The organism is Segetibacter sp. 3557_3 (genome assembly GCF_004354985.1).
In the GTDB taxonomy this organism is placed as follows: domain Bacteria; phylum Bacteroidota; class Bacteroidia; order Chitinophagales; family Chitinophagaceae; genus Segetibacter.
This window is the reverse complement of sequence record NZ_SMSK01000003.1, coordinates 334406-360856: the sequence shown is the minus strand read 5'-3', so window position 1 is coordinate 360856 and position 26451 is coordinate 334406. Positions and strand designations below refer to the sequence as shown.

Below are 26451 nucleotides of genomic sequence, written 5' to 3'. Positions count from 1 at the left end.
CACAGAGGTTGTCGCGGTTTGATGAAATGCAGCATTGATTATGTTCAATATCCCGCACCAATGGGTTGCCCCGCTGGGGCATGGACGGCATGGTGTGACAGGGTAGGTTTCGCCGCTGGGGCGTGCACCTATAGGGGTTACCCAGTGTATTATCGCGACGGGGCGTGATCATCCATTTTGTCGATTGATTTTCCAATTGGGTAGCCCCTATCGGGCATAGGCCCCATCGTGTTACACAGAGGTGGTCGCGGTTTGACGAAATGCACCATTTATTACGTTCAACCTCCCGCACAAATGGGTTGCCCCGCTGGGGCATGGACATTGGATTTATGAACCGTGTCTAAGGATATGTTGCCCCGCTCGGGCATGGACGGCATTGGATTATAGGGTAGGTTTCGCCCCTGGGGCGTGCACCTATACGGGTTACCCAGTGTATTATCGCGACGGGGCGTGATCATCCAATTTGTCGATTGATTTTGCAATTGCGTAGCCTCTATCGGGCATAGACCCCATCGTGTTACACAGAGGTGGTCGCGGTTTGATGAAATGTAGCATTGATTATGTTCAATATCCCGCACAAATGGGTTGCCCCTCTGGGGCATGGACATTTGATTTATGAACCGTGTCTAAGGATATGTTGCCCCGCTGGGGCATGGACGGCATGGTGTTACAGGGTAGGTTTCGTCGCTGGGGCATGCTCCTATACGGGTTACCCAGGGGATTATCGCGCTGGGACATGCTCATCAATTTGTCGATTGATTTTGCAATTGGGTACCCGCTATCGGGCACAGACCCCATCATGTTACACAGAGGTTGTCGCGGTTTGATGAAATGCAGCATTGATTATGTTCAATATCCCGCACCATTGGGTTGCCCCGCTGGGGCATGGATTGCATTGTGTGACAAATGGGGTGACTGATGGGATGCTCCGCTGGGGCATGAAACCCGATCAACAAATTTTGAAAACAAATGGGTTGTAGCGCGCGATCATGGACATCGGATCCATGCCCCTGCGGGGCAACATGTTGTTACCACGGTATGGGAATGCATTGCCGTGATGAGGGAGGACTCAATGCCCCAGCGGGGCTACCCACTTGCTAACCTAACAACCACCCTCAGCAAGCGATGCCCCAGCGGGGCTAGCCATTTATTCAGTACGCCAGCAATGGAGTTTGAGACGGTTCCGATATACACAAAATCAACGGGGGGAACATTAATCATCCGCAAGATCCTGGAAGATATATTGCTCATTATAATCAACCTGGTTATCGACAAGCATCTTGACGTACTCTTGCTTAAACGTGCTTACCTGGTGGTGTTGCTTTTGGTTCAGTATATACTTTATAACTCGGTCGACGTGCGAATAGCTTACACTGAATGCTCCAAAACCGCTTTGCCAATAAAACTTCCTGGCGGTAAACTGTTCCTTATTGACAAACTCGGAACTATCGCCCTTGACCAGCTCCATCATCTTCGAAATGGATTGTGTCGGGTTGATGCCGGCGATGAAATGAAGATGGTCCGGGACAGTATTTATGCAGAGCATTTTATGCCCGTTGTTTTGAACGATCCCGGTGATGTATTTGTGCAAATGATCCTCCCATTGTTGATCAATAACGGCGGCCCTGAACTTTACCGCAAAAACAAAATGAATGTGCAACCTGGTGTACGTGTTTGATTTCTTCATGTAGTGAAGAATTTAGTTTGCGATAAACTAATATTCTTTTCCGGACTTTCAAACGGTTTAGCCAGGGGAACAGCTATTGCTCATCGGTAACCTCACCAGCTTTTGGCGCGGTATAGCCGGGTAGGTCCGGCCATTTTCCATTTACGATCGGAATCATCTTCAATTTTGAGGGATCAAGTTTTGCATACCTGATTTTTTGACGTCTCCAGGTATACGCCACGTGTACCATACCATCTCTCGACTGGATAACCGCAGGGTAAGAATACTGGCTGATCGGCGAGTCCTCCAACAACATGGAAGCAAACCAGTTTTTACCATCTTTTGAAACCGCAATATGCAGCGGGGTACGAGCGCCCTTTGGTTCATCACCCGGCGCAAGTACGTGGTTGTATACCAAAAGGTGACGCCCATCTTTCAGGGTGACACCATCAAATCCTGACGCATTGTTTGGCAGCGACGACTTCGCCAGTGGTGACCAGGTTTCGCCTTTGTCCTTCGACCACGACTCAAGAATGGCGCGATTGCGACTACGTGCAAATATCTGGAGCTTACCATCCTTATGAACGAAAATGGTGGGCTGTATGGCATTGAATTCTTCACCATTAATCGGGCCCACTTTCCGCCACGTTTTTCCGAAATCGTCCGATATCTCGAAATGCAGTTTTCCACCTGAGCCTTCGGTGCTTGATGGGGAAATCAGTCTTTTACCCACGAGCACCGGCTTGTTTTTTACAGGTCCGATTATGTCTTCCGGTAGTGCCTTTGGCTGTGACCAGGTGATACCCGCATCCTTCGATGAGATCATCCATCCTTTCCATTCGGAAGGCTTGGGACCAATCTTGTAAAACAACAGGAGCTCACCATTAGGAACCTGGTACAAAACAGGGTTCCATGTGGGATATCGAAGGGTATCGTTTTGTATACCATTTGCAACGGACACCGGTGCTGTCCATTTACCGTTTACCCGGCGACTTACGCGGATCTCCACATCGGGGTTGCGTTCTTTGGTTCCGCCAAACCATGCTGCAACCAAACCCTTTGGTGTCTCTTCAATGGTGGCACTATGGCTTTCGGGAAAAGGCGCTTTATCGAAAATGAACTCCTGTGCTACAAGCCCCTGTTGCCAAAGTTTTAGCTGGGCAAATGCCCGGGGAGCCAACATAGTTGCTAAAAACAACATCAACAGATTTCTTCTCATCATACCGTTTAGATTTTTTGCCCTTTTATGTCGTAAAGGTGATTACCTGATCTTTTATAAAGATCGTTTTTGAATTTACAGTAATCATCTCAGTGAGACTGTGACGCTTACGACTTATGCGGTGTATCCGATCCCAAAACTCCACCCCCTTCCCTATTATTGGGTGGGTTTTGCAGCTGCAGCCGCAGCTTTTTTCGCTTTAACCGCATCGGTATATTCCTTGTACATCTGGCGCCAGTTGCGGCCATTGTTGTTGAGGTATTGTTCCGACTTTGTTTTATAGATCTCGAATATTGCAGAGATCTGGTTCATGTTTTTATAATCCACCGCCTGCTCGCGCGCCTGTTTTAAAAAGGCGAGGATTGTAGATTCCTCCTTTTCGGTCATGTTGGGAACGATGGACTTGTACCCATTCATCGTGAACGCCACTTTACCAATGGTGTATTTATCCAACACCAGTTCCACCTGGTCTTCAGTGAGGTCCTTTCTTAAACCCGACATGAGGTTTTCATGAACTGACTTCGGCATTGCCGAGTTGGCAATGACCTGCCTCTCAAGGTCGCTCAGTTTGTTGCCGGTTACCGGGTTGATGCCTGCTGGCACAGTTGAAGGGGGATGTTCGTTGTGCCAGTCGCGAATGGTTTTTAAGTGTGTAACAACGACAGTCCGTAGGCGGGCTTCTTTACCGGCATCGTTCAGGTTAAGTGAACCGATCCATTCAGCGGCCCGTTTTTCCTGGTCCTCGTCGGACTTTGCTTTGTTGTCGGAGGAGGCTGCAGGTGTTGCAACGCTCTGGGTTTGGCTATAGGCTGAAGATGACAGCAGGAGGCCACTAATAATTGCGGCAGTGATTATGTTTGATTTCATGATATGATTAGTGAATTAACGGATTAGCGAACCGCGGATTGAATACAGAACCGCAGAGAACGAGAGAGGCAGAGTTGGCGCAGAGTTCCGTTTTACATTTTACATTTTACATTTTTGAACCGTAGAGAACGGGAGAAGCAGAGACCTCGCAGAGTCCTTTTTTGACTTATTAATTTTTACTTTTGACTTTTTACCGCAGAGAACGAGAGAAGCAGAGACTTCGCAGAGAGAATGTGATTATCGGATTCCGAATTAGCGGATGGCGGATTAAAACCCACCGCAGAGATCGGGATTATCTGATGCCGAATAGACAATTTGCGGATCCAATTTGGTGCAATAATCATGTCCCCGGGCAGAAATGAATTTTACATTTTACATTTTTTATTTTACATTTTTGAACCGCAGAGAACGGGAGAAGCAGAGACTTCGCAGAGTCCTTTTTTTACTTCTTAATTTTGACTTTTGACTTTTTTACCGCAGAGATCGGGCGAAGAAGATTTACGGATTTGCGGATTCCGGATTAACGAATGGAGGATTCAATCTATGCAATGATCTTGTTCCGAAGCAGAAATGAACTTTTTCATTTTTCATTATTTGCCAGTCGAAAACGAATAACTCCCCGATCCTACTTCGTACACCGCATTGCCGGCTTCCATACGCAGGAACTTTACGGTTTCGGTATCCGGAATAGCCTTCCCACTCTCCATGACTGCAGCAGAGGATGAAGCTGGTATAAACACGATTGCTTTTGCGTTGCCGGGAACACTGATGTCCCACTTCAATGATGATCCGGTCTTATTCCATTCACTTTTAATAAGGCCATGTACCGATTGGTACGAGGCATGAACTTTCGTGAGGCCCTCAACAAAAGAAGGCTTCATTTCAATGACTTTAAATCCGGGGTTTTCCGTGCTTGTTTTGATGCCGCCTAGGTTTTCATAATACCATACCACCAGGTCGCCGAGCAGCATGACATGATTTTGCGAATTCATACTTGGGTTTGCCGTATTGCCGTTCCACAATTCCCAAATAGTAGTGGCGCCGTTTTCGGCCATATAGCCCCAGCTTGGATAATCCCTGATGGAAGCGAGCCGAAATGCAATGTCGGCTCTTCCATATTTTGTTAGCCAACGCATCAACCACTGGGTGCCAATTACACCGGTACTGATGTGTCCCTTATTTTCAATCATCGTCTTATCAACGATGTGTTGAAACACGGCTTCATCAGCACCCTCAGGCACCATCTTAAATGCCAGTGGAAGAATGTTTGCGGTTACCGTATTGTTGCTGTAATTCTTCGTTTCCGGATTGTAGAACTTTTTTTGAAAAGCAGCTTTCACCTTTTCTGCCAGCGCCGCATAGCCGGGCACGTCAGCGGTTTGTCCGCTGAGGGTCGCGAAACGTTGCATGAGCTGTAACATATGGTAATAGGTTGCTGTAGCAAGCAGCTGCGGGTCGGTAATACGCGATGAATCTTTGGAGTGAATCAGCTCCGGTGATTCCGGAGGAACGCACCAATCACCATAACTGTCTTTTGTTACGATGTAGTTCGTCATGTATTTACCCTGCATATATTTCATCCACTTTTTCATGGATGCATAGTGATCGATGATGGGTTGTTTATCGCCGTACTGATTGTACAGCATATTCGCGATCATCAGGTAGGTACCAGGCCAGGTTACATTGTCTTTATAGTAAAACCAAAAGCTGGGCGCTACATCCGGAATGCTGCCTTCAGCAGTTTGAGATTGCTGGATATCCTTCAGCCATTTGGCATACAACTTTCCATTGTCGAAAATGAAACTCTCGCCATAAGCGCCGGTGGCTCGATCGCCAAGCCAGGGCTGACGTTCGTTTCGCTGTGGGCAATCAATCGGCATGCCTTTGTAATTGCCACGGATACCCCAATAAGCATTTTTATGGATCTGGTTAATCGTCCGGTCCGAGGTTTCAAACGTTCCGGTAGTTTGCATTTGATCATATACGACCTCTCCTACAAAGTCCCCCACGCCTGCTTTGCCAGGGTAGTTGGTAATTTCCACATAACGAAACCCGTGGTAAACGAAGCTGGGTGCCCAGGTTTCTTCACCTATGCCGCGTAAGGTGTAAACATCAGTTACAAGGGCGTCCCGGAGGTTTGCCGTATACAGGCCACCATCAGGGGTAAGGCTTTCTGCAAACCGCAGGGTTACTTTTCTTCCACGATCGCCTTTAACTTTCATCCGCACCCATCCTGCCATGTTCTGGCCCATGTCCATGATCACCGTGTCGCCCCGCAACTGTTTTACCGAAACCGGCTTTAAGGTTTCCATCACTTTCATGGGTGGGGTCATCTGTGAAACAACCCTGCCACCAGGAGCCTTTACCAGTTGTGCATCTAACCATTTGCGGTCGTCGAAGATGGGGTAGTTCCAGTTGGGGATCTCTTTAGTGGCGTCGTATTCTTCGCCATCATATTCATTGTTGGTTCGTATTGGCCCGTCAGCCGTAACCTTCCATGAGCCATCACTGATGACGGTTTGTTTACTGCCATCGGTAAATACCATCTCCAATTGCAGGAGCATTTTGGGATAACCGAAGGTGTGCCACTTTTGCGGTTTATAATTTTGGCGCATGGCGAAGAAGCGGCCATTGCCCAAAACAGTGGCAATTGCATTTGTTCCGGTCTTGATGTTGTTGGTGACATCAAAAGTGTTGTACAACAGCGATTGCGAATAGTCAGTGGGTGCCGGTGCCAGTACCTGGTCGCCGATTTTCTGACCGTTGATATAAAGTTCATAAAGACCTAATCCACTAATGTAGACGGTAGCCTTTTGCAACTGTTTTGGTGCAGTAAAGTTCTTTCGAAAATACCTCGCAGAAAGCCTCGACATTTTAGTTACGCTATCCCACGGAAAAGCTTTATCCAGGCCCGTCCACTTAGCTTGCCAATCTGTTTTTTCCAGCAGGCCCATGCTCCAGTGTTGGGCACTGCTCCATTCGTTCTCACCGGTTTTGGTCCAGGTTTTTACTTTCCAGTAGCACTCAGCCCTGCTGTGTAAAGGTTTTCCATTATAGCTGATGTGAATAGATTGATTGGAACTTACTTTTCCCGAGTTCCACAGGTCGCCTTCATTCGCCGCCAGCTTTGAGGGAGACGATGCAACGAGTACGTTGTAGGCAACCTGTTCAACACCCCGCTGATCACTGGCAAGCTCCCAGCTCAACCTTGGTTTACGCGTATCAATACCAAGCGGGTTGGTCAGCATTTCGGTGCGAAGGTTCACGAGCTGGACAGCTGTGGAAGGCTTGTCGCGAAACGAGGTGAACGTTATTGCAACGACGCAAAGCGCGATAATCGGGGAAGTAAATTTCATATGCAAAAAGTCAAAAGTCAAAAGTAAAAAATCAGAATAGGGCCTGCGAAATATGTGCAGCTATTGGTCTCTGCGGTAAAAAATGAAAAATGTAAAATGTAAAAAATTACCTCTGCCGGGGAACATGATCATCGCATTAATTTATTCGCCATTCGCTAATTCGGAATCAGATAATCACATTCTCTCTGCGAAGTCTCTGCTGCTCTTGTTCTCCGCGGTTTAATAATGTAAAATGAAAAATGTAAAATGTAAAATTCATTTTTGCCCGCGGACATGATTATTGCACCAAATTGGATCCGCAAATCGTCTATTCGGCATCAGATAATCCCGATCTCTGCGGTGGGTTTTAATCCGCCATCCGCTAATTCGGGATCCGATAATCCCGTTCTCTGGGGTGGGTTTTAATCCGCCATACGCTAATTCGGAATCCGATAATCACATTCTCTCTGCGTAGTCTCTGCTTCTCTTGTTCTCCGCGGTGAGATTTATTTCGTGACCCGGAAATCAAAGTAAAGGTTGATGTTCAGCGCACGTTGAGGATCTTTTTCGTAATCGTAAAAAATGTTTTTTGCACCCATCGGCCCTGTTGTTTCATTGCGTTGCGTTTTCGACCCAATGCTCGGGATGCCCTGCATAAACGAGATGTCACCACCAGGGAACAAGGGTTCATAATTGTGCCACTGGTCGGTTTTCCATGCTGGTGTAAACAACCTGAAAAACAGGTCCTCCTTATCGGTATAAACCGTGAATGGCTGTGTGCTGGTGATAAACTTACACCAGTACATATTTGAATGATAACCCTTAAACTCAGGGTACACCCATGTTTCCCCTGTTTCGGTATTGTTGTAATCCTTTTTCCAAATGCCAAAGCTGTTCCCTTTCAGCCGGTTCTTCCAAACCCGGTAGGGACCATTCCCCATATACTCCACACTTTTCATCTCCTTTTCGGGAAAAGAAAAATTAACGCCATTAAACCAGGTGAAGTATTCTGCCGGAAAATACTGGACCTGCATGTTGATGATACCAGAAGGGTATACCAACCAGCGCAAAATATTGTAGCTTTTTTTCCGGTCAAAAGAAGACTCAATCACAAGGGTATCACCGGCAAAGCGATGGGTGAAGTTTTGAAAGTTGTTTACGCCCTCCTGCAGTACCGGACCTTTTGTAAACGGGATGAGCCCTTTTGTATTCGACACCTTTTCCAGTTTACCGCTGTTGCGATTGATGCTGATGTTTACCCCGGCGGTGTTGATGTTGTATAACGAGTCCTGCTCGGTAACCTGTACTTTTCCCGGGTTTGCAACAGGCATTCGCTTTTTTAACACCATGGCCGGCGAGATGATGGGAAAGCTCCAGGTAAACAGTTCTTTTTTATCGGGGCCGTAGGCGGTAACATACAATGCCTGGTAAGTGTTCCAGTTAGCAGGCAAGCGCAAAAGCAGTGAGCCTTTCTGTAAGGGCAGCAAATCTGGTGATGCAATAGTGCCCGTGAGATCTGAAGCGCCCTTGCCATCTACATTGCGGAGCTTCCAGGTAAACCTGCACGAACTAAGGTTGGTGAAGTGGTAACGGTTTTCAATGTTGAGTCTGCCATCGAAGTCATCGGTAAGGTTTCTGCGTTCAAAATACACGGGGCTCCATATTTCTTTTATCGCGTAGTAGCTGCCTTCCTTTTCATGGTATGGACCAACAATACCATCTGCACCACGGCTGCCATCGGTATCGAGCATGCCATCTTTATCGGTGCGAACCACGGCCTGGTCGGCAAAGTCCCAGAGGTAACCACCTGCACTAAGGGGGTCGTGCCACATGTGTTCCCAATAATCCTGTAGACCGGCACCATGGCCACCGTCATAATTACCGTGCAGGAATTCGGTTGGCATTACAATTTCGCGACCATTGTTGTAGTTCCCAATGCCATAGTTAAATTCGCGGTAGTGCTGGGTCTCTATGCCGCCAAACAACTGCCATGGATGCACAACGGGACGTTTCTGAATATCGTATGCGGTAAACAGGTGATCAAGGTCAAAGTTGTGACCGCCTTCGTTGCCATTTGACCAGATGATGATGGAGGGATGGTTCACGTCGTGGGTAATCATCTCTTTTAACAGCTTTGTGCCGGTTGGAGTATTATAGTGACCATGCCAGCCCGCCAGTTCGTCCATCACGTATAAGCCTAATGAGTCACATACATCCAGGAAGTGACCGTCGGGAGGATAATGCGACATACGGACGGCGTTCATGTTCATGTCTTTCATCAAAAGTGCATCCTTGAGGCTTATTGCTTTGCTCGTGGTGCGACCGCTCGTTGGCCAGAACGAATGCCGGTTAACGCCCTTCATTTTCACTTTAACACCGTTTACATAGATACCGTCGCGTTGCTTTACTTCAACAGTGCGAAAGCCAATTTTCTTTGCGATGGTATGTACAGGTTTACCCTTGCTGTATAGGGTGAAGACTGCATTGTATAAATAGGGCGACTCCGAGGTCCACTGGTTTACCCGGGGAAAAGTACGGGATAATGTTGTTGTACCAGAGCCACTTACCGGGCTCGTAATAGTACCCACTTTTGCGCCTTGTGAATTAAACAAGTTTATGTCCACCCGGTCTGCTGCACCTTTAGTTTCAACGCTGGTGGTAAAGGCTCCATTTGCTTTTGCGTCAACAGCCACCTGACTAATGTGTTGAACTGGCAACATCTCGAGATAAACCGGTCTGAAGATGCCACCAAATATCCAGAAGTCGGCTTTGCGTTCAGCTTCGTTTACCGACTGGTTTGCCGAGTGTTTCGCAACTGTGACTTCCAACAGGTTTTCACTTCCGTAGTTTAGTAATTGACTGATGTTGTACCGGAATACGTAAAAGGCACCCTGGTGAATTTCCCCGGCAGCCTGGCCATTTATTTTTACCTCCGTGTCCGTCATCGAACCTTCGAAAACGATGTTTACGGTTTTGCCCTTCCATGCTGCAGGTACCGTAAAGCGATGTTTGTACATCCCTTTTTCTTTGCCGCGAACACTATCCTTTGCAAAACCATAATCGTATTTACCAAATCCCTGCAACTCCCAGTTGGAGGGTACCGGTATGGTTGTCCATTTACCGGAGTTTCGACCATCGGTGCAGTAAAAATCCCATTGTACGGTATTGTCTTCGCCCGTACCCGACAAATACTGTATTTGGGTTTTTTGCGCGGTGCCGGTAATAACGACAAATAGAAAAAGTATAAGTAGTTGTGATTTCAAATCAGAATAGGTTATTGTAAAGCGTACACCTGCCAGTAGCACAGATTTAGCTTATTTGAAACTAGCCGTAGGTACCCCATCAGTGCGGAAAGGCATTGCCGGTAAACCATCTTTGTTGGAGAAATTTGGATCGGCTGTTTCGTCCCATGCAAAACGAACTTCCATCGGCCGTGACACACCTTCTGCGGAAACAATTACTTTATCTCCTTTGATGAAGGCCGTTGCCGGAACAAACCTTTTGTCGGCACCTGCAACAACAAAGTGGGTTAAGGGTAATCGATCTTTAGAAACCAGGCCCTGGCCAACATAGTCAAATGAAAGCTCAAGGGTATTGCCTGCAAGCTTTTTGCTCCTGAATATGGGTCCTGAAGGGACGACGTTTATATTGTAATCTTTTGCTAGCGGCCATTGTGCAAGTCTTCGCCCCACCTCCCACTTGGTTCCGGGATGAAGATCTTCAGGATTTTTTACAGTACCGGTGATGACAGCCATTCCTGTATTTGGTAGCTGCATTACCAGGGCCTGGGCCTCCCAAAACTTTGGAAGGGTTTCTTTTGTAAGCGGGTATTTGCCTGCGCTTTTCGAGTAATAAAATGGCGCTATCTGTACGTAATAAAAAGGCAACTTTTCATCTGTCCATTGCTTGCGCCAACCCCAAATCAGTGCTGCTAACTTCTGCCTGTATTCGGTAGTTTCGTTTTGAAAACAATTGGTTTCACCCTGGTACCACAGGAACCCCTTGATGGCATAAGGCGCCAAGGGACCAACCATTGTAGTATAGAATTTACCGGGATTACTTTCATCAAGTTGGATGGCTTTACTTCCGTAAGTTTGAGGTGTTCCCGGTAACCATGGCTCTATCGCACTGCCTGGTATTGCCGAAGAAATCATGCCAATTGGCACATGCAGCTTGTCGTACAGTTCTTTGGCGAAAAAGTAAGCAACAGCGGAAAAAGATCTCAGCGCCGAGTCACGTGCAGTACTCCAGCCACTGTGTGTGGAGTCGGGCTTCCGCAGATTTTTACTGGTGACCAGGAATATGCGGATGGATGCATTATTCGCCCGTTGTAATTCATTTACTGGTGAGTTTAAGTTCGCGCTATCAGTAGTAACCACCTTGCTGTTTTTCCGCATCGTGTATTCCATATTCGACTGACCTGAAGCCAACCAAACTTCCCCTACCAATACATTCTTTAGCGTGATGGTATTGTTGCCTTTGATGATGAATTCGCGAGGTTGTTCGGATGCGGTTAATGGATCAAGTGTAACAAGCCATTTGCCTGTTCCACCAGTAATCACAGACCTGGATTGATTGGCAAAGCTGACCGATACCTTTTCTCCCGGTTGGGCATTTCCCCAAATTGGTAGCGGTTTGTTTTGCTGGAGCACCATGTTGTGCCCAAGTACTTTTGGTAATATTACCTCAGCAAATGCGGGTAATGTTAAACAATGAACGATAACGATCAGGCACACCACTTGCCTAAATAATGGGTGAGGCAAGTATCTGGAAACAGCCAGGGAACACAAGTTATCGAAGTGGAACATAGCACAGGATCAGGAGGATAAGCTGCAATGAAAAGATGTTGTACAAGAGTGCGACGCCCGTCCGACTGGCGCAGCCGGGCGGGCAAGGATGTTAAATAGAGTCACTTCGGCTGGGTCCAAAAAGAATCTTTGAAATAAACGGGATTAACGAACCCGTAGGACTAGTGAAAACGGCCAGGCCAATACTTATTGCGATTTTGTTTTCAACGAGGTGATGTAATAACCCGCTTTCTTTGCCTGTTCACCGCCCTTTGGCAGGTCGTAATTCTGGTCGGTTGGGGTATCGGCATCAGGAAAGCGACGCACCTCGCCAGTACGAAATACAATGCGTTCAATTTTATCAAGCGGGGCAAAAAACAGCCCTGCCGGTAGTGCCTTTCCGTTAACCGTAATGTTATAAAAACGAGTCTCGGTATTCAGGTCGATCCTGAAGTTGTATTGCTCACCCGCAGTATACTTCATCAGGTTGCGATTGCGATAACCTGCTTTGGTATGCAGGTTTCCGGCAGAGTCGAAAGTAAGTCTTACGCCCGCAGTTCCTTTAGCGTCCTGGAACTCGATAGCGAGTTGGCCGTGATCATTTTGCTGTGGTATAAGCGTAAACTCGGCACTCATTGTTTTTGCCGCAGGAATAACCCTTTCGGCCTTTGCATAATCAAAGGGGTCCCAATCCTGCAACGTAAGCGCCTTTGTGCCGGCGTTGGTTTGGCCGATTGCAACAGGTGTCCATAAACCACTGTTATAGTTCCAGTATCGTAATTCGTTGCCTGCAGGCATTGTATTAAAATCTTCCTGTACATCTGCCGTCACTTTTTCAGTTACCGGGATGGGTATCTTCGATACCCACATGTCTTCTTTATTCATGCTATAGGTTACCCACATATTGCCATCGGGTGGTGTTCCGTTTCCTTCGTTGATTCCACGAACATATTGCGGACCGTATGACTTATATGCACCACCATAACGCATGGTAGAGATCTCGCCGTTTACCAATAACAGCCGATCGAAATTGAGCCCGTTGCTGCTTATTGACAATGCAAGCGGCCACCTGAATTCCGACGGGTTGTAAACTGTTGCAAACTTGCCGTCAGATGTTTTCTGTCCCCAGATCTTTGCATTGCTGTTAACAAATTTTGGCGCCCGAACGGCATTTGCCGGCCAGGTTTTACCATTGTCGCTACTTATTGCAGTGAGTGCATTTTTCCACAGGCCCACAACCCTTCCGTCGTTCAGGTGATAGTAGCTGAGCGCCTTATAATCTTTTTTCAAACTGATTAACGGATCATCGCGATCAGCTTCCTCAACCCACTGTTGGGTCATGAGCGGATTAGCAAGTAGCTCTTCGCAGGCTTCGACAAAACCTTTGTCTTTGCTGGACTTGTAAAATGGATGGGAAGTATTTTTTTCTGTCCAGCCTTTATTGTGGCGGATGAAGTGGATGGGACCATAAGTACCATCTTTGTACACTTCGCGGATGACCCTTCCTACACCCTTACCATCGTTTGGATCATCACCTGGTCCGAGTACGACGCCATGGTATGCAAGCACCATCAACCTGTTCTTTTTAGAAACATAAAAACCCATACGCTGGTGGTTTACCGAATAAAGGTCTTTTGCCACTTCGGTACGACCTTCCTTTCGTGTACCGTCGGGAATTTTGTAGGGTGGAAATACCGCACTTGGCTTTGACCAGGTGTAACCGTCTTTTGACGTGAGCAAAAACGTTTGACCGGGTGGCTGGTGTTCGCCGATCGGGTTGCTTAAGAACTCCAGGTAAAATTGGTTGTTCCAATAAGCGAGCATTGGTGCGTGGTTATAGGTCCAGTTAAAACCACCGGCCCATTCGGGGTGCTCGCGGTTGGCGCGAAAAACCTGTATGTTGTGTACACCAACAACCGGCGCGAGTTGGCCATGGTGGTAATCGACATTTACTAACGTATTGCCAACATAACGTACGGTGTCCTGTGCCATGACTTTCGAAAGGCAGCAAAAAACTAACAAGGATATTCGGGATATATTCATAATGATATACGAATTCGCGGATTACGGATTGGCGGATTAAAACCATTCACCGCAGAGAACGAGAGAAGCCAAGATTGCGCAGAGAGAACGGCGAATTCGTGGATTACGGATTAGCGAATTACGAATGGCGGATTAGCGGATCTCAGCTGAAATTAGAAAGGCAGTTTTCAGGGAGGCTTTAATTTTGCATTTTACATTTTGCATTTTGCATTACTTGACCGCTTCCAGCCAGGCATGTGCCATCAGGTGTGAGCCCGCGAGTGTAGGATGAACACCATCACCGGTCCAGTAAACGCCCGGAGCTGTTCTTTGTGCCTTATCGAATATGCTTTGGTATGGCACCCATACTGCTCCAAATTTGGTGGCGACTTCCTTTGCTGAGGCACGGTAATCGTTGAACGCCGGAAACCATTTGTCGTCAACTGCTTTTACTCCTGTAACTGCGAATGGCTCGCCGATGATCAGTTTCAGGTCGGGTAATTTTTGTTTTGTGCTGTCGAGCAGTTTCGTCAGATCATCTGAGTACGTTTTAACCGTGCCCTTATAATTGTTGGTTAGTGTATGCCAAAAATCGTTCACGCCAATCATTATGCTGAGTACATCAGGGTTCAGTGCAAGGCAGTCTTTTTCCCAACGTTCGGCGAGCTGGTACACTTTATTTCCGCTGATGCCTTTGTTGAAAACTTTAAGGTTTTTTCCGGCATGCTGAAACAAAAGGGTTGAACCGGCAATCATTGCATAGCCGGAACCCAAAGCGCCGGGATTGTTGGGGTTTAGCTCATCTTTTTTTCTGCCGGCGTCGGTGATCGAGTCGCCCTGGAAAAGAATAATGTCGTCTTGCGCAATGGTGACTTTTTTCTTAAGTCCCTGCGCGGCAAAAACCGATGATACCAGTGCAGGAATGGCGAGCATGGAAAGCCCCGTTGCGGAGGTGTTCTTTATGAATTGTCTTCTGGATGCGCTGTTGTGGGGCATATCGTTATTTTTATCGAATTTATACTATGGAACACGGGCGACACTGATGGTACGGAATTATTTTTGATATTTCAAGCGACAGGTTTAATCACTCTCCTTAACCTAATCCTTTTCCATCCGCGGTATCCGTGTGCTATTGGCTACTTCCCGCTATATCGAAGTAAGGCTTTCAACCGCTTCTTATCGGCTTTGAAGATCGTACCATGTTTATGGCCCTCTGGTACACTTACGATTTTTGTTGCGTCGGTGAAGTTGATGAAGTCGCTTGTTCGTTGCGCGCCGTAGATCTTTTCACGGTATTGATCGTAATACACCAGGTAACCATCTTTTACTTTTGCAACAGCCGGCCCTTCGGTAAACAGCGGTGTAAACGCTTCAGAGGGCTTTGTGAATGGTCCAAGTGGATGTTTGCTGAAAGCGATTTTGATGTTTCGTGCGGGGCGGGTATTGTCTTTCAGCACAAGTACATAATCTTCTTTTCCTCTTTTTACAATCACACAGTCGATCACGCTAAAGCCCGGGTCCAAAAACAGTTTGGTATCACTAAAAGTTTTAAAATCTTTCGTGGTAACATAATACATCCGGTGGTTATTGTCTTCTTCTTCGATTCCGCGGGGAAACCGCTTCGGGATGGTTGTAGCCCATATGATGATGAACTGCTCGCGCTCATCGTCGTAAAACAATTCGGGCGCCCAAACATTAACTGCCGTTGATTCGTTGGCCATCACATCAATGGCACGTTGTTCTGACCAGTTGATGAGGTCCTTTGATGAAGCATAACCAAAACCCTTGTTGCCCTTCCATGCTAAGGTCCAAACAAAATGATAGTTGCCATCCGGCCCCTGAACAATCGAAGGATCACGCATCACCTTATCCCCTATCTGCGGACGAATGAATACCGTATCAAAGTCGTTCCACTTGTATCCGTCGTGGCTGTACAACATGCGAAGGCCTGCTGTTGCCGGTTCGTGAAAAGAGGTGAAGAGGTAGACGTTTTTACCTACGCTGCACGAGGCGAAGAGAACGATGAGATATGAGAGATGAGTGATGAGACGCAAGCGTGTAAAATATTTACTGTTTGTTGTGTAAAAAAAGATGAGTGATGGGATGTAAAGAGATATGAGTTATGGGATATGAGAGATGAGACGCAATGTTGTCAGGTCTCCACTCGCTTCCTTAGTTAATAGATATGAGTTATGGGAGATGAGACGCAATGTTGTGAAGTCTCTACTCGCTGGCTTGTTAATAGATGTTATTGGTAATTAGAGATGAGTTCTCGTGTTCTAACTTCATAGCATTTGTGGATCGTGTTGTATATTTAAATAGTGTTATTTCTTCAGATTTTGTTTCACAGTAATTATTGAACTTTTAATCATTCGCAAAATGTTTTCTGCTTCCGAGTGAATACTCTGAAACTCTGATTCGCTTAAGAATTGGGTTTGATGTAACAGCTCCAACCAATATAAACTTTCGTCGCATTCCTTTTGGGCGATGGCGAGTTTATGCACAAAATCCATTTTGCTTTCACCATTTTGCGCTTCACGAATTAATGCACCAATTGCTGTTCCACTTCGCAGCAATTGTTTACTCATCACAAACTCTTTTTTCACTTCCGTAAGGTACTTGTAAAGGTTGATTACTCTAATCGCGAAATTGAAACTTTTGTCTTTCAAAATGCTCTTCTCCGGCATCTTTCTTCGGTAATAATTATTGATTAGAACTTTGAAACCAACACTACAGCTAGGTAACCATCTTCTCCAAATTCAACAGGCTGAACCATAGTCACGACATTAAAAATTTACGTCTCATCACTCATATCTCATCACTCATATCTTGGCGTCATCTCTCATCGTTCATATCTCATCACTACTTCTCCAACACCAGCACCCAATCGTTCCCTTCCTTCTCTACCCCTGGTGGGTCAAATTGCTTAGTGCCCTTATTATCGAAACGACCGATGGGCTGGGAGGTGCCGTTGCGGGGGTTATACCAGGAGGCCTTTACTTTACTACCACCGGTTTTACCCAGGTTTACTTCGAAGTTGCGGCCGGTATAGCTATAAACAAATGCATAATCTTTACCCCTGGTAGCTGCAATGTATTGGTACTTTTCGCCCTGCTTACCGGCTACCAGCGACTGGTCGGGAACCCGGTCGAAATAAGGTTTTGACAACATGAGTTTTTTTAGGTACTGCAATTGCCCGGCACCAGGATGATCGATGGCATCGGACCAGTAAAAACGTGAGCCATAAGCAGCACCAGTTTCGCCGGGTTTACGCATCTGCATGACCGCGTTGTGCCCATAGGTATAACCGGCTCCACCTGCAAAAACGCTCCAGTAACCATAACGCCTCACATCATTGTCATTCCATCGCGGCTTTGTCGTATCGTGAAGTCCATATGGGATCTCTTCATACGAAGGTTCGCCGTCGAGGGTTGGCTTGATGGGAGTTTTGGCGTAATCCATCAACACGAACTTATAGTTATCCGGACCAAACTTATGTTCGGCGGCAGCGGTATCAAGATCATAGCTTTTATGACCCGACTGAAACATGTTGAAGTCGAGCCAGGGTTCGGTATGAAACCATTCGCTTGAAGTGGTACGTCCAAAAGGATGAAAAGTGATGAGGTGATTGGGGTCGGTCGCACGCAGGTTTGTTCCAATCGCTTTCCAGGTGTTCATCGAGTCGCTTCCCTTTATGTCGCCACCATTTAACCAAACTATATTTGACTTGTCTTTGTACCGGTTCGCGAGCCACTTAGCATATGTTGCACCTTCCTGTTGACTCACCCATCCACTCTTAACATTGCTGCCCCAAACAGGGACCATACCCATGTACAACCCGCGTTCTTCGGCAAGGTTCACGATATAATCCACGTGGTCCCAATAGTCGTATTGGACAGTGTCGGAGAAGCTGGCACCCAGGGTAGTTTTTGGCGTGGCTACATTTTTATTGATCAGTGCTGAGTCGCCGTATGCATTAACCACGTTTAAACTATGCAGAACCATCACCTGGATCATGTTAAAGCCTTTTTGCTTACGGTTATCAAGGTAACGTGCCGCTTCCTCCCTGTTCAGTTTTCCAAAAAGCAGCCAACCGGTGTCGCCAAGCAAGAAAAACGGGTCTCCATTAGCCTGTGTAAAATAACGCCCATCAGGTGATATCGAAAGCTTGCCGGTTTTCTGCCCATAGCTGTTCAGGCTACTGAGTATAATAAGTGCAAGAACAATTCGTTTTAAATACATACCGGATAATTTGTTGCTGGATTAGTTACTTAAGGTTGTCTTGTCTGGTATCTGTGTTGCAAATGATCTGTTGTAGTCGAACAACTCAATCGACTCAAAACATTGTAGACACCAGCCACTTTTTCGCTGGACTGGCATGAGCGTGAATAGGGATCCGCGGATTAAGCGACGATGATAACGCTGCTTGAAACCTACCTCCGAAAAAGGACTCACCGCTTCTATCTGAACTTTGTGATCCAGATAAGTGCTGCCCCACCGGTGTCGCTGTTCAGGCTTAACGTTTTTCCACCACTTACCTCCAGTTCATGACCAATGGCGCTGCCATTTTGCGGGTTGATGTATCGAACGACAAAGCTGCCTGGCTTACCCGACAGGTCAATACTAGTCGCCTGTCCTGTTGTATAAACGATATGTTCACCGTCTTTGTTAGCGAGCATCTTAACCCCATTTTCTTGCTGATGGATTGGTAACATGGTCGCCGCGCTGGAGAAGAATTTGGGGTAATTTATGGTTGGCAGGGCGGGCAAAGAACCACCCGCCATAAATACGGCCCAGCCATAGGTATCGTAGCTGTCACCGGAGTAAATCACAGCTTTGCCAGGGTATTTATCCCTGTACTCCCTTACTGCCCGGTAAACCTGATCAAACGACGTTTTTTTAGGATTGAGTAATCGTGCATGTTGCCGCGGTGCAAGGTTTTGCCCGCCATTTGGTGCATACGCTGATCCATCTGCCTGGAAGTGCCAGTAACGGATATCAATAATGTCGACAGTGCGTGCAAGTTGCGGATCGTTTAAGATGGAGTCCTGAACATCTTTTGTTGCACTTAGACCAATAAATGGATGTTTCTTCTTTTCCTTCTCCCAATCAGCGATCGTATTGATCCAGAATTTTGCAAAGTGAAATGGTCCGGTGAATTCGGCACTGGTAAGATGGATCACGCCCGAGTTATCGGCAAAATTGTCCATACACTTACGGATGTAAGCTTTATTCAATTCACGACGAGCCGGGTTACTGATATCATAAAATTGTGCAGCCAGAAAAATCCGCTTGTCGCCTGCATATGGTGGTGGCTCAGGAAAGGCCGTGCTATTAATGTTGTTTGCAGTGCGCCATGGAAAGTCGGCGTAGTGAGCGCCTGCCTCAATAATGTTGTGTTGAAAATAGTTCTGGTGAACCAACACCTGGCCCTGTTGGTCTGCGAGGTCAGCAAACTTTTTCAAACGACTCCAGTACCACTTGTTGTACTTTGTCAGGTCGTATTTGCTAAGTCCATCCCAAGCTGTTTCTTTTCCGCTGCGGGCAAAAGGCTGTTCATAAAAGGGCGGCCATACTTCGCCATTCATCCTGCGAATACGTTCATGATCATCGCGCCTGCGCTCGTACCATAAACCGTAGTTGTGCTCCAGCGCAACTACCTTCTGGCTTTTCATCAGGTTAACAACGTCTTCCAAATTATCGGTAAGACCGGTGCCTGTGCGACCAGGCACAAAACGGGTGATGTGCGGACTTGCGTCGCGAAGACCAAAAGCCCCCTGAACATTGCCCCGCCACCAGGATACCTCGTGTCTTCTCCCGTGCAATACACTATCGCCACGAACAAGCCATCCATTCACTATGGTCATAGGTGTAACAGGCTTAAGGGCCGCAGGTTTTGCAAATCCAATTTCATCGATTGTTTTTGTACCGGGCTTAGTTGTAACAATTTTATTCTTCGCTGCTACCTGGTCAATCCAGTCGAACAATACAAGTGGTGGATCAGCAGCGATGGCCGTTAGTTCCATGGCCACACTAACCGGCGGGCTGCTGGAAGCCTCGGTAGACATGGGCAGAATGTAAGCGCGGTCCGAAACGTTTTGATTTAATCGCTCTGCCAATTGCGCGTAAAACAAACTGCGCGGTTGAATGGCACCATTCGACTCTGCCCAAAAGCCGTCGCCCGTAAACTGCGCCCAATTACCAAAGGCCCAGTTGTTGGCTGTTGGTGGCTTCACACTTTCCATGATAGCGGCAGTACACTGGTACAATACACTGTTGGCTGCGGCCCAACCCGCACCTTGCGCATCCTGGCCGCGATTGCCAAAACGAAGCGCATTGCCATCTACGTTTACGATGTCGAACAACAGACCTGTTGACCAGCTGTCGATCGCACCACTAAAACTATAAGGCAACTGCGAATGACATTGCACAAATGCATTTGGACCGGCAGTACAAAAAGCTGCAGAGAAATCGTGGTAACCGTTTTCCGCGTAACACCTTTGAAACAGGGTTTGCTGACCACGGGTAATAAAAGTATAGCGCCTCTCGCCGCCAATTTCGGAAACAGGCGACAATGATTTGCAATCTTCAACGGTCACCCGCTTTGCGCCTTCAAGCAGCGATACGGCAGAACCTGCAAAGTGTTCGAAAACAACCTGTCGAACCCATCCGTCTATAACGTTGTTAATTGTGATAGCCATCCAGCGATGGGCTTCGTCTTTTGGATTGAGGGGATCATATGCAGAGCGGCATCGCAGGTTTTCAATACCCACGTTGTTGATACGGCCATTCCACTGGTAAGTAGCAATCAGCCCGCCTCCATACGTCGTATCGAGTGCATTGGTGATGGGCACGTCGAGGGTAAGCTCATCCCCGTTTACAGCGGTTACTTCACGGTCCCAGAAAATGTCGCGCTGACCCGGTTTCCATCCGCTCGCGTCGATACCACCACCAAAATGACGGGTACCCAAAACATCTATCCACTTTTGTGTTGAGGGGCGGTGCACCAATACCCTATCGCCTGTTTTAATCGCCGAACCTTCAACGCGAAACTTATTTGCATTTACGGGAACATAGGGATCGCGTATCCTTACTTCAGCAGCCTTTCGCATATCGTCGATACCTGAAATGGTGATGAGCGTTTCGCGGTCATCGCCGGCACCAAACAAAATGGTTCCATTCGCTCCCATCCCGCTTCCACGAAGTACAACACCTGATGAACGAATCTGTAATCCGCCATTTACCTGGTATGTGCCCTTGTCGAGTAATACGGCACCTTTAAAACCGGACTGATCAGCCGGCAGGCTTGCAACGTAGTCTATTGCCGCCTGTATACGAACGGTTGCATCACCTGCTTTAAGGGGAACAAATACTTTGACGGGTACAGTTGGGATCGCCTGGTTGGAAGCCTTGTACCCGGCATATGAGAAATCGGGAATCCTATTACCGAGTGAGTCAGGGGTATAGATTAAACGACCGGCCTTTTCCGAAAGTGGCGGCGGTGGCTTAATTGGTTTTGGTTGTGCAATAGCCTTTATGCCAAAAAAGGCAAGCAATAAGCACAGCACAACAAGTATGTTAACCGATGTTTTCAAGAATAATGAAGTATAGTTTAATTTCTTTGAACCCAACTGCAGGAATGCTAAAAGACATCGTTGCGTCGCACTCTTGTACGGCAGACTCATTAGGCAGCGAGTGACAAAACATATTCAAACGAAAGCTCACCGGCAAGCGCGACTGGCGCAATCACATGGGATGGGGTTCTTCGTTTGTCGGAATGACGAATGTTTACGATGGGATTCCTCCTTTGTCGGCATGACAAAGGTCACGAAAGGGACTCCTCCTCGCTGGAATGACAACTCGAGGAGATTCCTCCGTTGTCGGATTGACAATAACTTTCGTCGGAATGACAACAGGGTTGCGACGAATGACACCTCTCGCTGAATAGCGATACAATAGTACAAGAGTGCGACGCAACAATGTTCTATAGTATTCCAAATGCCGGGTCCATAAAAATGCTTATGGTTTAGCTGTACTTGTTGTTGGTTTTACAATCCGAAGGTCGACTACGCTGTTAATGTATTCTTCGATGTTGGTATATCCATCTTTATCGCGGTCCAGAACAGCATCGGCCGGATTCTTTGGATTAAGCTTGTGGCTGGTTTCCCATTCATCCGGCATACCATCGTTATCGCTGTCTTTGTATGGTGTTCCCTTATACTCGGGGTAACCACCCACCTGGCTAACATCGGTGATGATGCCTTGCTTATAAGAGTCTTCGGGTAGGCGACGCTTAATGTATTTGCTGCCTACGTTTGTTTTACCACCTTCAATATAACTCACTTTACCAGTACGAACGGTTTCAACAATCCGTTTGTCAACGCCGTCGCGGCGGGGCAATACGGCACCAACATTTTCAAGAACATATTGGTAAGCATCCTGGGCGGAAATGATTTCAACCGGTGCCATGGGCAAGGGCCTATCAACACGGATCCTCTCTTTGTATTTTCCCGCATCTGGTCCATCTGCAACCTGTACCCCGCCATCCCAGTTGTCTTTAGTTACGCGATCATTGCCTTCAACAATGTTTCCGGCGACGTAAGCTTTTCCAAATTCAATACTGTCTTTTTTTGAACGACCCGACTCAGGTTTCAATATCCTGTGGCCTATCGGCTTATCGCGCGGTGTAATGGGTCCGGGCTTATAATAGTTGTTGATGAAGTTGTAAAAGGAGTTGTTGTCGCCGCCATCAGCCGATCGGTTCCACCAGTTAAAAACAACATTATTGGCAAAGCTGAAATCACCATACATACCGATAGATGGATTGCGGCTGATATTGTTTGCCCAGAGGTTACGCATAAACGTACTGTTGAGTCCACCAATGGTGCTGCCAAAAGAATGGTTGTAGGTATCAAGCGCCTCTGAAAAAATGGAGTTCTGTATGGTAACGTTTACGGTCGGCAGTTTTTCTGCTTTGCCGGTACGGTCGTAAACGTGGCGGTACATCGACATGTTTTCATCGAGTCCCCAACTTGCCGAAACATGATCAATGATGATGTTACCTACGCCGTTGCCACCAATGGCGTCGTCGCGACGGGTTACATGGGTAGCACCCCGGCGAAAACGCATAAAACGAATTACAACATCATGGGTATCGATCAGCATTGACTCACCTGCAACACAAACCCCATCGCCGGGTGCAGTCTGTCCAGCAATTGTAATATAAGGTGCGCGGATGTTTATGGGACTTTTTAACTGTATGATGCCGGCAACATTAAACACCACGATACGTGCGCCGCCTTGCTCGCAGGCTTCGCGTAATGTGCCGGGGCCACGATCCTCCAGGCTGGTAACCACATATACCTTTCCACCTCTTCCGCCGAAGCTAAAGGCTCCGCCTCCCTCAGCCCCAGGAAAGGCGAGGATTTTGGATTGCAATAAGTCGGAAGGTTTTTTTGCCCAGGGAACGAAAGGTTTGCCTTTCTTTTCGTCTGCCTGTACGGCAGGTAAAGCTTTCTCCCAGGCTGCATCAGAAAGCTTTTGAAATCTATCCATCTCTAATTTTTGTGAGTCTTCCAGCGCCGGCGGTATCGTTGGATACTGGGCCTTTGCAGTTTGAAAAACAAAAAATGGAATGGCTAAAACAAAGAGCGAAACTTTTATAATCATGCGATAAAAATGCAAAATTCAAAATGCGCAAGAGCCAATTAAAAATGCAAAATGTAAAATGCAAAATCAACTCGTGCACATTCAACGTGACCACTAAACAACAAGTCAACTTGTGAACCCATCAACTCTCAAACGATACCTCAATACTTAACCTGTCAACTTATCAACTATTCAACTTATCAACTATTTAAAATCCTCAATACCTCAATACCCAATACCCACCTACTTCCTAACCGCTACCATCTTCTCAGCACTTGCAGCAACACTGTTCAGGTATTCTTCAATACGGGTATAGCCTTCTTTGTTGTACTGCGAAGCATCTGCAGCGTTCTTAGGATTAAGGCCGTGTTTGGTTTCCCATTCGTCTGGTATGCCATCGTTATCGCTGTCTTTATACGGTGTGCCCTTGTATACGGGATAACCACCAACCTGTTTGATGTCGGTAATGATGCCCTGCTTATACGAGTCAATGGGTAAACGGCGATGTTTGAACTGGGTCGTTGGCAGTTCCACATTGTCTTTATAAGTGATCTTGCCGGTACGTACCTGCTCAACAATCCTGCTGTCTACATCATCACGCCTGGGGAGTGTAGCCCCGGCATTTGAGAGCACGAGGTTATACGCCTCCATAGTAGGCATAATGGTAAGCTCGGGCATCGGCAATGGCTTATCAACCTTTATGTTGTCTTTGTATTGTCCTGCATTCGGCAGTTCTTCTACCTGTACCCCTCCATCCCAATTATCCTTTGTTACGCGATCATTGCCGTCAACGATATTGCCGGTAACATATGCCCTGCCATAAACCTGGTATTTAAGTTTACTTCTACCAGACTCGGGCTTTAAGATGCGATAACCAATGGGTTCATTTCTCGGGGTTGCAGGCCCGGGTTTATAGTAGTTGTTTACGATGTTGTACATGGCTGTGTAATCGCCACCATCGGTGGACCGATGTACCCAGTTAAACACAACATTATTTACGAAATTGAAAACCCCGTTCCAGCCAATAGAAGGATTGCGGCCAGCATTATCCGCCCATATGTTGCGCATGAAAGAACAATTCTCTCCGCCAAGGGTGCTTCCGAAAGAGTGGTTCCAGGTATCAAGACATTCTGAGAAAATCGAGTTTTGTATGGTGATGTTTACGGTGCCCAACTTGGTTTCGGTTTTACCGGTACTGTCGTTGTACATATGCCTGTACATGCTCATGTTTTCATCGAGCCCCCAGCTTGCTGACACGTGATCGATGATGATGTTGCCGACAGGATTTCCACCAATCGCATCGTCTCTCCTGCCTACGTTCGTTTCACCCCTACGGAAACGCATGTGGCGGATAATAACATCATGGGTATTTATCCAAACGGTTTCGCCGGCAACACATACCCCGTCACCAGGTGCAGATTGCCCCTGTATGGTAATATAGGGTGCACGAATAATCAATGGCGTTTTAATACGGATAATACCTGCTACGTTAAAAACAATGGTACGTGCGCCACCCTGCTCGCATGCGTCGCGTAAAGATCCGGGTCCTTCGTCGTTAAGGTTGGTAACAACAATCACCTTTCCGCCACGTCCGCCAAAGCTGTATTTGCCACCACCTTCAGCTCCCGGAAAAGCAGGGATGTCGGCTTGGGGTAAATCTACCGGCCGGCCGGCCCAGGGAATAAAAGGTTTGCCACGTTTTGCTTCTGCCTCTATAATCGGTACGGCTTTAGCCCACGCAAGATCCGACTTGCGCATGGCCTCTTTCATCATGGCGTTGCTGGCCTCCTGGATGTCTTTAGGCACATCAGGATATTGGGCTGATGCGCTACTGCATACACCAGATAATACAAATAGAGCAAGAAGACTTTTCAAATTAAACCTCATTAGAAAGATTTTACGCCAACAAGTAAGTTTTAGAAGACGGTAGTTTTGGTAAGTGAAAGCCTTATCTATTTTTCGATTTTTACGTCAACATTGATATAACTGTCCTTCGCCGGGCTGGTGCCGTTCGCGAAATTGATTTGCATACATCCAACTTTACCTGCCGCGGTTTTGAAATACACGAGGTTTCCAGCCACCAATTGGGTGATCTTGGTGCTCGTACCAGTGGTTAAACTTGCAGCACCTGTTGAACTTGTTGCTGCACGTATTGAAGCAGCAGACAATAAAGTATTAAATCCAGGGCTTGCTGAACGCTTCATTATCGTTACATTTTTAGTCCAGCTGCTGATATCATAATAGCTCAACTGCGGTTGTGGTGCACTCAATGAATAGAGGGAGAACCTCAGGTCGTCTGTTGTACTGGCAGATGCCGTGCCTGAAGTATCGTAATAAACACCGAAGTCGATCGCCGCACTATTTGCAGCTCCAGTTGTATAACTATATACAGTGCCCGTTGCTGCCGACATATAGGTTGTATTCGTTTTTGCAGTGGTATCGGGAACGTACAAAAACCGGTAGGTGAAGTAGTTGAAGTCCGGGCTGACAATTACATTGATGTCCCTGTGACCAATGTAATTACCCCTTGCATCGAGTGCCTGGATACGGTACAGGTAACTGCCATTGGCACTGTCGGCCATTAGTCGTTTGGTAGCAGAATAAGTGTTTGCATTAGCATCGCTTAAAGTATCCCTCACCACGAAAGCAGTTTGATTAACGGGGTTCTTCTGAATGCTAACATACTTCATCTGTTTGTTTGATGAGATTGTAAAGCTAAAAACAAGGCTGTCCTTAGGATTGACGGTTACATCACCCGTAACCGATTTAGGGCCAGTACTGGTGAGCTCAACGATTGCATTGTTGCTGTCTACAGGGTCAACCGTTTTAACGCATGAACTAAAGAAGAAGAAAACGATAACAGTACCCGTTATAAATTTGAGCATAATATTTTTTTTATAATCACTA

At 46.9% G+C, this 26451-nt stretch carries 15 protein-coding genes; all 15 read right to left on the bottom strand.

Annotation, left to right across the window (positions count from 1 at the left end):
* Window positions 1–1213: 1213 nt before the first annotated feature.
* Window positions 1214–1687, bottom strand: a complete 474-nt coding sequence (gene tnpA / locus EXU57_RS07700) for an IS200/IS605 family transposase (RefSeq protein WP_133267603.1) — start codon at window positions 1685–1687, stop codon at window positions 1214–1216.
* 73 nt (window positions 1688–1760) lie between these two features.
* Complete coding sequence (locus EXU57_RS07695; RefSeq protein ID WP_133267602.1) at window positions 1761–2888, bottom strand: sialidase family protein; 1128 nt, start codon at window positions 2886–2888, stop codon at window positions 1761–1763.
* Window positions 2889–3041: 153 nt separating this feature from the next.
* Window positions 3042–3752 (bottom strand): DUF3826 domain-containing protein, encoded by a 711-nt coding sequence (locus tag EXU57_RS07690; protein ID WP_133267601.1) that lies wholly within the window; start codon window positions 3750–3752, stop codon window positions 3042–3044.
* Between the two features lie 590 nt (window positions 3753–4342).
* Window positions 4343–7108: an alpha-L-rhamnosidase gene (locus EXU57_RS07685; RefSeq protein ID WP_133267600.1), complete on the bottom strand. Its 2766-nt coding sequence runs from the start codon at window positions 7106–7108 to the stop codon at window positions 4343–4345.
* 485 nt (window positions 7109–7593) lie between these two features.
* Entirely contained in the window at window positions 7594–10350 is a 2757-nt protein-coding gene (locus EXU57_RS07680; RefSeq protein ID WP_133267599.1) for a glycoside hydrolase family 2 protein, read from the bottom strand.
* Between the two features lie 51 nt (window positions 10351–10401).
* Window positions 10402–11742: a sialate O-acetylesterase gene (locus EXU57_RS07675; protein ID WP_133267598.1), complete on the bottom strand. Its 1341-nt coding sequence runs from the start codon at window positions 11740–11742 to the stop codon at window positions 10402–10404.
* Window positions 11743–12081: 339 nt separating this feature from the next.
* A complete protein-coding gene (locus EXU57_RS07670) occupies window positions 12082–13866 on the bottom strand; it encodes an exo-alpha-sialidase (protein ID WP_243745540.1) in 1785 nt (594 codons plus the stop codon).
* A gap of 261 nt (window positions 13867–14127) precedes the next feature.
* Window positions 14128–14892, bottom strand: a complete 765-nt coding sequence (locus EXU57_RS07665; protein WP_133267596.1) for an SGNH/GDSL hydrolase family protein — start codon at window positions 14890–14892, stop codon at window positions 14128–14130.
* Between the two features lie 140 nt (window positions 14893–15032).
* The gene (locus EXU57_RS07660; RefSeq protein WP_133267595.1) at window positions 15033–15950 is read right to left on the bottom strand and encodes a glycoside hydrolase family 43 protein; all 918 of its coding nucleotides are present in this window, start codon (window positions 15948–15950) and stop codon (window positions 15033–15035) included.
* Window positions 15951–16220: 270 nt separating this feature from the next.
* Window positions 16221–16583, bottom strand: a complete 363-nt coding sequence (locus EXU57_RS07655; RefSeq protein ID WP_133267594.1) for a four helix bundle protein — start codon at window positions 16581–16583, stop codon at window positions 16221–16223.
* 175 nt (window positions 16584–16758) lie between these two features.
* Entirely contained in the window at window positions 16759–18138 is a 1380-nt protein-coding gene (locus tag EXU57_RS07650; RefSeq protein ID WP_133267593.1) for a glycoside hydrolase family 140 protein, read from the bottom strand.
* Window positions 18139–18356: 218 nt separating this feature from the next.
* Window positions 18357–21491: a DUF6298 domain-containing protein gene (locus EXU57_RS07645; protein WP_207955416.1), complete on the bottom strand. Its 3135-nt coding sequence runs from the start codon at window positions 21489–21491 to the stop codon at window positions 18357–18359.
* A 424-nt stretch (window positions 21492–21915) separates the two neighbouring features.
* The gene (locus EXU57_RS07640) at window positions 21916–23565 is read right to left on the bottom strand and encodes a polysaccharide lyase family 1 protein (protein ID WP_133267592.1); all 1650 of its coding nucleotides are present in this window, start codon (window positions 23563–23565) and stop codon (window positions 21916–21918) included.
* A gap of 222 nt (window positions 23566–23787) precedes the next feature.
* Window positions 23788–25431 (bottom strand): polysaccharide lyase, encoded by a 1644-nt coding sequence (locus EXU57_RS07635; protein ID WP_133267591.1) that lies wholly within the window; start codon window positions 25429–25431, stop codon window positions 23788–23790.
* 65 nt (window positions 25432–25496) lie between these two features.
* Window positions 25497–26429 (bottom strand): hypothetical protein, encoded by a 933-nt coding sequence (locus tag EXU57_RS07630; protein WP_133267590.1) that lies wholly within the window; start codon window positions 26427–26429, stop codon window positions 25497–25499.
* Between the last annotated feature and the right edge of the window lie 22 nt (window positions 26430–26451).